The following is an 11,917-nucleotide window of genomic DNA, read 5'->3' as shown; positions in this document are numbered from 1 at the left end:
GCTAGCTTGATGACCGGAGCCCGTCCAGACACGATCGGCGTGGTCGAGAACAACGCGATCTTCCGTGATCTGAATCCCGATATCGTCACGCTGTCCCAGCATTTCATCGCCAACGGCTACGAAGCGGTGCACTGCGGAAAAATCTTTCACAACCCCGCTCATGCTGACATGGCAAACTCGTGGAGTCGTGCGCCGTCTAAAAAGAATCTGAAACTAAAGCCGCCGACATCAACCTATGCCTTGCCCGAGAATCAGGCAATTCAGAAACGGAACCTCGAAACGCTACAAGCAAAATATGGCGAGGGCATTCGCGGCAGTGGACTGGTTCATGGGCCCGCCTATGAATGCGCCGATGTGCCCGACCAAGCTTATCGAGATGGATACAACACCGACCTTGCGATTGCGACGCTAAAGGAGATGGTAGATGACGGCGATAAACCATTCTTTCTAGGGCTTGGTTTTTTCAAACCGCATCTCGAGTTCATCGCTCCGAAACGTTACTGGGACTTGTACGATCCAGCGGACATTCCACTGGCGACGCACGACGAAGCTCCGATCAACGGTGCGGCAATGGGTCTGCATGCATCATTTGAATTGCGAGTCCGCGACGGAATTCCGAAAACGGGACCGATCGATCCCGAATTATCCCGCACGCTAAAACACGCCTACCTCGCCTGTGTCAGCTACATCGATGCTCAAGTGGGACGCATGATCACCGCACTCGAAGAATCGGGCCAGCGTCAGAATGCGATCATCTTTGTGTGGGGCGACCACGGTTGGCATCTCGGCGACATGGGCGTTTGGGGCAAGGCGACCAACTATGAAATTGCAACTCGAGTGCCGCTGATCATCTGGACTCCGGATATGCCCAAGCACAACCGAGGCGAGACAACCGAGGCACTCGTCGAACTCGTCGATATGTACCCGACGCTTTGCGATTTGGCGGCGATATCGAAGCCATCGCATCTCGAAGGAACCAGTTTCCAGCCTCTGCTCGAGGATCCCGATCGTGATTGGAAAACTGCCGCGTTTAGTCAGTTTCCCAACCCCGCGCTGCGCGAATGGGCGGCCAATCCACTACAACCGAGCATGCGAGAAACCTTCTTTGGTCCGTTGATCGAGCAAGTCGAATCGAAAATCATCTTGCAACAGGGGGATAAATGGGATCGTGATTTGTTCGAGAATCATTTGATGGGGTACACGATGCGAACCGATCGCTATCGACTTGTGGTCTGGAAAGACACCGAACACCCCGACGCTGATCCGGTCGATGTCGAGCTCTACGATCACGTCGAAGACCCGAATGAAACCGTAAATATTGCCGACAAATCGCCTAAGCAGGTCGCAAATTTGCTGCAACAATTCAATGCCGGTTGGAAGGGAAATCGACCTTCGAGCCGTCAATAAACGAGTTCCATAAATCGAATGCATGTTTTGCCGATCGCGGACTCCGCTCGCGTTCGATCTGCATGCAATCTTTCGACCAAATGACATCGATAACCAGAAACATCATTCAAGTTTTTGCGACGATATTCCTCATTCGCTGTAAGGGGGGATGCGATTTTTAAGTAGTCCCCTACAAAGATGACTCGAATCCTCGCCCACCGAAGTCACGACGGTAGATTAAGTATCAAGGGTGCGATCATTGATATGAACATTAACAAATTCTAGGAGACTGCGATGAAAAGCTACTTGATCGATTCTGACAAAGGCATTGATGCAATCCAAAAAGTAGACGTCAGCGAGGTGAGTCCGGGGGCCGGCGAAGTCAAAGTCAAAATGAAGGCGGCTTCGCTGAACTACCGCGATCTGATCGTCGCTGGCGGAGGATACATTCGCAACGACACGCGGCCCGTGGTCCCGTTGTCCGATGGCGCAGGCGAGGTGACCGAGGTTGGCGCCGGTGTCACACGATGGAAGGTCGGTGATCGGGTCAGCCCGATTTTTATGCGTGATTGGATCGACGGCGCGGTTGATAGCGCCACGTTGAAAACCGGATTAGGAGGCGGCGTCGATGGCGTGCTTGCCGAATCGATGATCGTGCGTGAGCCGTCTTTGGTGGCGATTCCCGATGGGATGTCCTTTTCGGAAGCTGCCGCAGTGCCTTGCGCCGGCGTCACGGCATGGCATGCGTTATTCGAATCAGGAAATTTGCAGCCGGGACAAACCGTGCTGTTATTGGGAACCGGCGGCGTGTCGATTTTTGCACTGCAACTTGCCAAAGCCGCAGGAGCCCGCGTGATCATCACGTCATCAAGCGACGAAAAGATCGAACAAGCCACCGCGATGGGCGCGGACATGTCCGTCAACTATTCCAAACATCCCGAATGGCACAAACATGTACACGACTTGACCGGCGGTAACGGCGTCGACCATGTGGTCGAAGTAGGCGGTCCGGGAACCCTCGAACGTTCGATCAAATCTGCTGGCGTCGGCGGCCATGTCCACTTGATCGGTGTACTCGATTCACCCGGAGCCAAGATCAGTCCGATGTTGAGCGTGTTTAATCTGTTGACCATTCGCGGTATCTATGTCGGCAGTCGCCAGATGCATCAGCGAATGCTCGCAGCAATGACGGTCAACCAAATTGCTCCGGTGATCGACAAAACGTTTTCGTTCGACGATGCCATCGAAGCCTACCACTACTTTGCGTCGCAAAAGCATGTTGGCAAGGTCGTCATCGAATTCTAGGAATGCCTCAGACCGCCGGGGACACACTGAAAACAGTCGCCCTGGCGTCACACCGTTCCAACGCCACGAGCATCTTTGTATAAGATAGACGTTCATGCTTCCCAACTCACCAGCATACTACACGTCTATCTTTAACAAATATGAAATACTCGACCTGTCTTGCCCTAGGTTTGTTCGTTCTCGCATTGGCCAGTCCGCAACACGCATCCGCCGCAACTCAACGCAATTTTGTGTTTATTTTGGTGGACGATCTTGGTTGCAAAGACCTTGGCTACGCGGGCAGCACCTTTCATGAAACGCCGCACATTGATGCATTGGCGGCGTCGGGAATGCGATTCGACCAAGGTTATGCGGCATGCCAGGTCTGTAGTCCGTCGCGTGCCAGTATCATGCTGGGCAAAGCAACGCCTCGGCACGGGATCACCGATTGGATCGGCGCGGCAAGCGGCATGAAGTGGAACCGAGACGATCGTGTTCTGCCCGCCGAATACGAGCATGCTCTGCCCAAGCAAGACACGACGCTAGCCGAAGCGTTTCGTGAAGCGGGCTACACCACATTTTTTGCCGGCAAATGGCATCTTGGAACCAAGGGGTCATGGCCCGAGGATCATGGTTTCATGATCAACAAAGGTGGCTGGGATGTCGGCAGTCCCAAGGGTGGTTACTTTGCACCATGGGAAAACCCGCGACTCGAAAGCGGCCCCGATGGTGAATCACTGACGTTGCGATTGGCCGAAGAAACGGCATCGTTCATCGAATCGAGTAAGGACAAACCGTTCTTGGCCTATCTATCGTTCTACACCGTACACGGGCCAATCCAAACGACCGAAGATCTGTGCAATAAATACCGTGACAAGGCCGAAAAGATGGGGCTAACCGACAACGAGTCTCGCTTCACGCTGCAACGTCGTTTGCCGGTACGGCAGGTCCAAGACAACCCGATCTACGCCGGTATGGTGGAAACGCTTGACAACGCAGTCGGAATTGTCATGCAGAAATTGAAGGAAACAGGACTCGACAAAAACACCGTCGTCATCTTTACCTCCGACAACGGTGGGGTTTCCTCGGGCGATGCCTTTTCAACGAGTCTGCTGCCGTTTCGTGGCGGCAAAGGAATGCAGTGGGAAGGCGGGATTCGTGAACCCTATATCATCCATGTTCCGGGCATGACCCAACCGGGTTCCTCTACCGAGACACCGGCAATCGGAATGGATTTCTATCCGACGATGTTGGAATTGGCAGGGCTGCCGCTGCGTCCCGAGCAACACGTCGACGGCGTTAGTTTGGTGCCGGTATTGAAGGGCGATTCCATCGCTGACCGGGATTTGTTTTGGCACTACCCTCACTACGGCAATCAAGGGGGTGAACCATCGTCAATCATCCGCAGCAAAGACTGGAAACTGATTCACTATTACGAGGATGGACGCAACGAGTTGTACAACTTGGCTAATGACGAAAGTGAACAGACCGACGTCGCGGCAAAGCACCCCGAACGTGTCGCGGAAATGTCCAAGCGGCTCGAGGGTTGGTTGGCCGAGACCGGAGCCAGAATCCCTCAACCCGATCCACGGTTCACGCAAGCGAAGTTCGACGCGAAAATGAAGAACGTCCGCGAGAAGTTGATGCCAAGGCTCGAAAAACAACACGCCGACTATCTCGACAAAAGCAAAAAGCCCAGTCCCAATTGGTGGGGCAGTGCAAAGGATTGATGCAGTGTGGATGAATCGCTCTCTTCCGCGTCCTCGTAGCGAAACTCGCCAAGAGTTTCGGACCAGGACAACCAGCGTCTCATCAACGGGATTTGCCTAAATCGGATCAAGAACAACGTCATCGTTTGAAGATCCGAAAACAGATCGTCGCGTCCGCACTCTCGACGTTTTGCGACGCGATGATTCATGGTTCTTGACGATAATAATCCAGTAGCGAATAGAGTTCATCGCGTGTCTGCATTTCATCGATCAACTCTTGTTGCGTCCCAGTGGCACGGATTGTTTGATACACCCGAGCGGCAGCGGCATTCATCGCTCGGAATGCTGTCAGCGGATAGAGCACTAATTTGACGCCCGCTTCACGAAGTGCGTCGATGCTGAACAGCGGCGTCACGCCGAATTCGGTCAGATTTGCCAGTACGGGTACCGAGACGGATTCGGTGAAACGCAGGTAGTCTTCGAGCGATGGGATTGCCTCGGCAAAGATCATGTCCGCGCCGACATCCACGTAGCGATTCGCTCGCTCGATCGCCGCCGCGATGCCTTCGACCGCGACCGCGTCGGTGCGTGCCATGATGACAAAGCTAGCGTCGATTCGCGAATCGAGCCCCGCTTTTAAACGGTCAAGCATCTCCGCCGTTGTGACGAGCCGTTTCCCGGGACGATGCCCACACCGCTTGGCATCCACCTGGTCCTCCAGATGCATTCCTGCGGCACCGGCACGCGTCAACTCACGAACCGTTCGCTCGATCATCAGCGAACTGCCCCAACCGGTATCGGCATCAACCAATAGCGGCACATCCACCGCCGCGGTGATTCGCCGCGTGTCTTCCAAAACATCTTGCAATGTGGTCACGCCCAAATCGGGCAATCCGTGCGATGCACTGGCAACCCCCGATCCCGACAAATAGATCGCACGAAACCCGGCCTGGCGTGCCAATAGTGCGGTGATGGCATTGATCGTCCCTGCGACTTGCAGCGGACGCTCCTGGTCAACCGCTGCACGTAATCGGGCACCTGCGGTGGAAGGCTCGGATTTTGCCATGATGCGTGCTTTCAATGAGGGCACAATGGAAGTGGGGCGACAACGCTTTGAAAGCTTCTCCGCCGCCCGCGTCGATAATTGCGTATAATCAATTGTATCACTAGCGGGAAGGAGGATCGTGATGGCGACTGTTTCCACTAATCCCACAAACTCGCGGGCCACGTTAAGCGGCGTCCCCGTCAAGCCGCTGTATTGCGAAGATGACTTGGCCGATTGGGATCCCGAAACGCAACTCGGGCGACCAGGCCAATTTCCCTACACGCGCGGCATCCACGAATCGATGTACCGCGGCCGTTTGTGGACGATGCGTCAATTTGCCGGTTTTGGTCGACCATGTGATACCAATCGCCGTTTTCATTTTCTACTCGAGCAAGGACAAACGGGACTCAGCACGGCATTCGATTTGCCAACCTTGATGGGCATCGACAGCGATGACCCGCGATCACTCGGCGAGGTCGGTCGACTCGGAGTCGCGGTCGATACAGTTGACGACCTGCTCGCCTTGTTCGACGGAATCGACCTCACCCAAGTGTCGGTGTCGATGACCATCAATGCACCGGCGATTGTGGTCATGGCATTTTACTTGTCGGCCGCACGACAACGCGAATGCGATTGGCGGAAACTGCGAGGCACCATCCAGAACGACATTTTGAAAGAGTTTCACGCTCAGAATGAGTACGTGTTTCCACCCGAGCCTTCGGTCGGATTGGTCGTTGATTTGATTGAGTTTTGTTCGCAACATGTCCCTCAGTGGAACACGGTTTCGATCAGCGGGTATCACATCCGCGAAGCCGGTTCGACGGCGGCACAAGAATTGGCGTTCACGTTGGCTGATGGCGAACACTACGTCCAACAGTGTTTGAAACTTGGGCTCGATATCGATTCATTCGCTCCCCGATTAAGCTTCTTTTTCAACGCGCACAACGATTTGTTTGAAGAGGTTGCGAAATACCGCGCCGCTCGCCGTTTGTGGGCGAATCGCATGCGAGATCGATACGGAGCCAAAACCGAAGCTTCCTGCAAATTGCGTTTTCACGCTCAAACCGCAGGCTGTTCATTGCAGGCGGTTCAGCCCGAGATCAATTTGGTCCGCGTCGGCTATCAAGCTCTCGCCGCCGCACTGGGAGGTTGCCAATCGCTGCATACCAATTCGATGGACGAGACGTTTGCGCTGCCTAGTGAGCATGCCGCCACGCTCGCGCTGCGGACTCAGCAGGTATTGGCGTCGGAAACCGGCGTGACCAACACAGTGGACCCGCTTGGTGGCAGCTATTTTGTTGAATCGTTGACACAGCAGATGGTCTCGGACGCCGAGGCCTACTTTGGCAAGATTGAAGAACAGGGCGGCATGATTCCTGCGGTCAATAACGGCTTCTTCCGCCGCGAAATAGCGGAATCCGCCTTCGCTTACCAACAAGCCATTGACTCCGGTGCGAACGTGGTCGTCGGTGTCAATGCATTCCAGTCGTCCACCGAACCCGAAATCGCGTTGATGCAGTTTGACGAGTCGACTGAATCCGCACAAATTGCGAACCTGCAGAGAGTCAAGGCAGCCCGCAGCGACCAGGACGTCGCTCGTTCCCTGACTCGATTGAAGCGTGCGGCCAAAGCCCGCCAGAACGTGATGCCGGCGCTGTTGCAATGTGCCGATGATCGAGTCACCGTGCAAGAATGTATGGATGCCATGGCCGAAGTGTATGGACGTTTCCGCTCCGACGCTAATTGGTGAGGTGTAAGTCTGATGACGCTAGCTCCATCGGGCAGCCAACGCCCTGACATTCGTTCCGCGAGTCCCAAACGGATCTTGCTTGCCAAAGTTGGACTCGATGGTCATGACCGCGGCGTCAAAGTGGTTGCTCGCGGACTGCGGGACGCTGGTTTTCATGTGATCTATAGCGGGTTGTGGCAATCAATTGACGCGGTAGCCGAGGCGGCTCAGGACGAAGATGTCGATTGGTTGGGCGTCAGCATCCTCAACGGCGCCCATATGACATTGGTTCCCGCGTTACTGAAAGCGTTGCATGATCGCGACTTGGACCATATCGGCGTGATCGTTGGCGGTATTATCCCACAACAAGATCAACAGAAACTGACGCAGCTCGGTGCTCGCGGTTGTTTCGGCCCCGGCACCTCCATCGAATCGATTGTGCAATTTCTAAGTTAGGTTCGTCTAACCATGTCGCCACACTTGCTACGTAACGACGTTGCCACATTGATCCAGCGGCTCCGCGGAGGTGATCGTTGGTCGCTGGCGCGTTTGCTAACGCTGGCATCGTCACCCGATTTGCATTCGGAATTGATTGCTGAGCTTTCTCGAGTCGATTCGTCCACATCGCCGGACGATGAGACACCGGTTTTCGCGGTGACGGGTAGTGCCGGAGCGGGCAAGAGTACTTTGCTATCTCGGTTGGCGAGCAGGTTTGCAGAACAAGGCGAGTACGTGGGAGTGCTTGCATGTGATCCCCAGAGCCCCTTCTCAGGCGGCGCCGTGCTGGGGGATCGCTGCCGCATCGTAGGCGGAACGAAATCGCTTCAAACGTCCCATCGAGTCTTCGTTCGCAGTTTGTCGACCGAATCGGGCAAGCAAGGGGTAGCCGCTAACCTTGCCGTGATGCTGAGGATGATGAAAACCTTTGGATTTGACCGCATCTTTATTGAAACCGTGGGCAGCGGCCAAGGCGACGTCGCGGTTCGAGAACTCGCCGATTGCGTCGTGTTGGTGGTGCAGCCGCAAACCGGAGACGCACTACAGTGGGAAAAAGCAGGCGTTTTCGAAATCGCCGACCTGATCGTCGTAAACAAATCGGATCTAGCGGGTGTCGATCAAACGGTTGCCGAAATTCAAGCACAAACCACCGTTAAAAATGGCGTTTCGGTTCCAATTGCCAAAGTGTCTGCGGCCCAAGACACCGGCATCCTGGAACTTTGTGAAACAATAAAACGGATGCAGAATTTGATTGATCGAGCTGGCAAAGAAGGCCATGATGACGGAGCGATTGGAAATCGATTATCCGCAATATCCTCCTCATCATCCTCCCCGACCGGCAGAGCCATTATGTCCGCGTCCCCGCGTCATACCGATGCCGTGCTTCAGCAAATCGCCGACTATGTTTGCGACTCGACCGATTTCAGCGACGAAGCCTGGACAACCGCTCGTTTGTGTCTGCTGGACAGTCTCGGATGTGGATTGTTGGCACTGAACTATCCACAGTGTGGCAAGCTGCTCGGCCCCGTCGTTCCGGGGGCGACATTGTCACCGGGGGCTCGTGTTCCTGGAACCTCCTTCGAACTCGATCCTGTTACCGCAGCATTCAATATCGGCTGTATCATCCGTTGGCTCGACTACAACGATACCTGGTTAGCTGCAGAATGGGGACATCCGTCGGACAATTTTGGTGGGATCTTGGCGGTCGCCGATTATCGCAGTCGCCTCGGTCGCTCCGTCACGATTCATGACGTGCTTCGTGCGGCGATCCAAGCGTACGAGATCCAGGGCGTATTGGCACTCGACAACTCATTCAATCGCGTCGGACTCGATCATGTTCTGCTAGTCCGAGTGGCCACGACCGCAGTCACGACAAAGCTGCTAGGCGGATCTCGCGAACACGTGATCAATGCCCTCAGCAACGCGTGGATCGATGGCGGTGCACTGCGGACCTATCGACATGCCCCCAACACCGGATCACGCAAAAGTTGGGCAGCCGGGGATGCCACGCGGCGTGGCGTGCAATTGGCGTTGTGGAGTTTGACGGGTGAAATGGGCTATGCAACCGCGTTGACCGCAGAACACTGGGGTTTCGAGGATGTCTTGTTCGCCGGTCGCGCGGTCCAGATCACGCGTCCGCTTGACGATTACGTGATGGAGAACATCCTGTTCAAAGTCGCTTTTCCTGCCGAGTTCCATGCCCAAACCGCCGCGGAAGCCGCGATGGTGTTGCATCCCAAAATCGGAGATCGGTGGGACGAGATCGATCGAATTCGGATCGAAACGCAAGAATCGGCGATGCGAATCATTAACAAAACGGGGCGGCTTAACAATCCAGCCGATCGCGATCATTGTCTGCAGTACATTGTGGCAACGGCGCTGCTGCATGGTCGCCTCGACTCGGATCACTATGAACAAGTCGCTGCCGACGATCCGCGAATCGACAAGCTGCGCGGATGCATGCAGGTGGTCGAGCACCCGCAATACACCGCCGATTATCTGGATCCCGAAAAACGATCGATTGCGAACTCGGTTCAGCTTTTTTTTAACGACGGGTCACACAGTGAACGTGTCGAAATCGAATACCCACTCGGGCATCGACGGCGACGTGAAGAAGCCTTACCGCTGCTTCGAGAAAAATTCTGCAACAACATCGCGACCCGATTCGACAGCCAACGCGCAGCGTCACTGGAAACGCTGTTTGCCAATCCTTCGATCGACGACCTACCCGTCAACGAGTTTATCGACAAGTTTGTGGATCGCTGAGTTGAAACATACAATAGGCAGAGGTGAGAGACGCTTTGAGCGTGTCATCACGCGTCCCCCCACTCGTTTACTAATCAAGACAGCCCGCAATCCCCCGGAAAGAATCGTGACGTTTTAGCGATCGCATTATCATCACGACGCGTCACCCGCTTGGGCACGACGCGAGCGACGGTGATCGAGTCATGAGCGAGATTTCTGGGGGAGACCCGTGCTGCGAATTGCTCAGGAGAATTCGGTGCCTACGTTGCGTGAGCTGACCGACGATTTGATTCGCCAAGAGCAAACGCTCCGGAAAGGAGGCGGTGAAGAGGGCCAGCAGCGGCAATTACGACACGGACGTTTGCCTGTGCGTGCTCGATTGGAATTGCTGCTTGATAAAGATCGCCCCTTCTTTGAACTCGGTTTGTGGGCGGCTGATGGAATGTACCGGGAATGGGGAGGCGTTCCCGCTGCCGGCATCGTCACCGGAATTGGTTTCGTTGCCGACCGAGCTTGCTTGATTGCGGCCAATGACGCCACGGTAAAAGCCGGTGCAATGTTTCCGCAGTCAGTAAAGAAGTTATTAAGAGCTCAGAAGATTGCTGCCCAATTTCGCTTGCCACTGATCTACCTTGTCGATTCCGCCGGAGTGTTCCTGCCGCTGCAAGATGAGATCTTTCCGGACGAAGACGATTTTGGTCGGATCTTCCGTAACAATGCCGTGTTGTCTGCCGCCGGGATTCCTCAATACGCCGCCGTGATGGGCAACTGTGTCGCCGGCGGCGGCTACTTGCCCGTGCTGTGCGACAAAATGCTAATGACCGACGGCAGTCAACTCTGTTTGGCGGGCCCCGCACTCGTGAAAGCCGCGATCGGACAGGTGGTCGATCCCGAGGAACTCGGTGGCGCGTCGATGCATGCGGCGATCAGTGGCACCGTCGATTTCCACGAACCCGATGACCCGTCGTGCTTGAAGCGACTGCGTGCTTTGGTCGATCTGTTGCCACCGAACGTACCACCAGCGACGCTGGACAACGCCACGTCCGATTCACCCGCCCCCGATCACCACGTGTACGACGTCGTGTCGGCGGATGGACGTGATGAATATGACGTCCGTGATCTGCTTCGTTGTCTCGTCGACGAACACACGTTGCAGGAATACAAGGCCGAGTTTGGGCAAACACTGGTAACCACGTTCGCGAAAATTGCAGGCCACCCCATCGGGATCATTGCCAATCAAAAGCGCCGCTGCCGTACCGCCAGCGGCGAGATTCAAGTGGGCGGTGTAATCTATCCCGATGCCGCCGACAAGGCAGCTCGCTTTGTGATGGATTGCAACCAAACCAAGCTACCGCTGTTGTTCATTCAAGATGTGCAAGGGTTTATGGTGGGCAAGCAGGCCGAACAGGCAGGAATCATTCGAGCCGGCGCGAAACTTGTCAACGTTGTCAGTAATTCAGTCGTGCCAAAATTTACCGTTATCGTTGGCGGTTCGTTTGGGGCTGGACACTACGCCATGTGCGGCAAAGCGTATGATCCGGCACTGATCTTAGCGTGGCCGTCGGCAAAGTATGCGGTGATGGGCGGCAACCAGGCGGCCGAAACCTTGTTGTCATTGCAACTGCGTGACGCACAGCGAGCGGGACGGACGCTGCGTGAAGACGAGGTTGCCGAACTACGTCAATCAATTCAAAAACGTTATCAAGAGCAGACCGATATTCGTTTCGGCGCCGCACGTGGATGGGTCGATGCAATTATCCCCCCAGCAGACACGCGGCTGTGGTTGCAAACCGCCCTCGCCCTGCTTCCCGCGTCAACGAATCGTGAGTTTAAAACCGGAGTTTTGCAGGTTTAGAAATGAGCCATCGAAAACGAAAGCGTTAGCTCGATCCCATCAACTTGGAATTTGAAACATGGTTCGCTCGGTTCGAATCGGAAATGCGCAAGCCTTTTGGGGCGATCGCAGCATCGCTGCGGCCGAAATGCTCGCGCATGAACCGGAGCTCGATTTTCTCACCCTCG

General features: G+C 55.1%; 8 protein-coding genes. 7 read left to right on the top strand and 1 reads right to left on the bottom strand.

What is annotated here, in order from left to right; genetic code table 11:
* The 3 genes from ABX962_RS18010 to ABX962_RS18000 form a co-directional block, all read left to right on the top strand.
* Positions 1–1,407: sulfatase (locus ABX962_RS18010; RefSeq protein WP_372721424.1), on the top strand; the 1,407-nt coding region annotated here is incomplete at its 5' end.
* A gap of 273 nt (positions 1,408–1,680) precedes the next feature.
* Positions 1,681–2,691, top strand: a complete 1,011-nt coding sequence (locus ABX962_RS18005; RefSeq protein ID WP_372721423.1) for an NAD(P)-dependent alcohol dehydrogenase — start codon at positions 1,681–1,683, stop codon at positions 2,689–2,691.
* Positions 2,692–2,831: 140 nt separating this feature from the next.
* The gene (locus tag ABX962_RS18000) at positions 2,832–4,400 is read left to right on the top strand and encodes a sulfatase (protein ID WP_372721422.1); all 1,569 of its coding nucleotides are present in this window, start codon (positions 2,832–2,834) and stop codon (positions 4,398–4,400) included.
* Positions 4,401–4,584: 184 nt separating this feature from the next.
* Here the strand turns inward: ABX962_RS18000 and prpB are convergent, their stop codons facing one another.
* Positions 4,585–5,445, bottom strand: coding sequence for a methylisocitrate lyase (gene prpB, locus ABX962_RS17995; protein ID WP_372721421.1), 861 nt, complete (start codon positions 5,443–5,445; stop codon positions 4,585–4,587).
* Between the two features lie 121 nt (positions 5,446–5,566).
* On the opposite strand from prpB, the gene ABX962_RS17990 reads away from it, so the two are divergent.
* The 4 genes from ABX962_RS17990 to ABX962_RS17975 all read left to right on the top strand — a co-directional run bounded on the left by ABX962_RS17990 (position 5,567) and on the right by ABX962_RS17975 (position 11,750).
* On the top strand, positions 5,567–7,174 hold the full coding sequence (locus ABX962_RS17990; RefSeq protein WP_372721420.1) for a methylmalonyl-CoA mutase: 1,608 nt from the start codon (positions 5,567–5,569) through the stop codon (positions 7,172–7,174).
* 12 nt (positions 7,175–7,186) lie between these two features.
* On the top strand, positions 7,187–7,609 hold the full coding sequence (locus tag ABX962_RS17985) for a cobalamin B12-binding domain-containing protein (RefSeq protein ID WP_372721419.1): 423 nt from the start codon (positions 7,187–7,189) through the stop codon (positions 7,607–7,609).
* Positions 7,610–7,621: 12 nt separating this feature from the next.
* Entirely contained in the window at positions 7,622–9,916 is a 2,295-nt protein-coding gene (locus tag ABX962_RS17980; RefSeq protein ID WP_372721418.1) for a bifunctional 2-methylcitrate dehydratase/aconitate hydratase, read from the top strand.
* Between the two features lie 235 nt (positions 9,917–10,151).
* A complete protein-coding gene (locus ABX962_RS17975; RefSeq protein ID WP_372721417.1) occupies positions 10,152–11,750 on the top strand; it encodes an acyl-CoA carboxylase subunit beta in 1,599 nt (532 codons plus the stop codon).
* The last annotated feature ends 167 nt before the right edge of the window (positions 11,751–11,917 follow it).

This window comes from Novipirellula sp., assembly GCF_041583735.1.
In the GTDB taxonomy this organism is placed as follows: domain Bacteria; phylum Planctomycetota; class Planctomycetia; order Pirellulales; family Pirellulaceae; genus Novipirellula.
The sequence above is the reverse complement of the archived record's forward strand: the minus strand, read 5'-3'. Positions and strand labels throughout refer to the sequence as shown.

Coding starts and splice junctions, on each gene's coding strand:
- prpB (WP_372721421.1), bottom strand. CDS start 5,445: ATGGCAAAATCCGAGCCTTCCACCGCAGGTGCCCGATTACGTGCAGCG.
- ABX962_RS18000 (WP_372721422.1), top strand. CDS start 2,832: ATGAAATACTCGACCTGTCTTGCCCTAGGTTTGTTCGTTCTCGCATTG.
- ABX962_RS17990 (WP_372721420.1), top strand. CDS start 5,567: ATGGCGACTGTTTCCACTAATCCCACAAACTCGCGGGCCACGTTAAGC.
- ABX962_RS18005 (WP_372721423.1), top strand. CDS start 1,681: ATGAAAAGCTACTTGATCGATTCTGACAAAGGCATTGATGCAATCCAA.
- ABX962_RS17985 (WP_372721419.1), top strand. CDS start 7,187: ATGACGCTAGCTCCATCGGGCAGCCAACGCCCTGACATTCGTTCCGCG.
- ABX962_RS17980 (WP_372721418.1), top strand. CDS start 7,622: ATGTCGCCACACTTGCTACGTAACGACGTTGCCACATTGATCCAGCGG.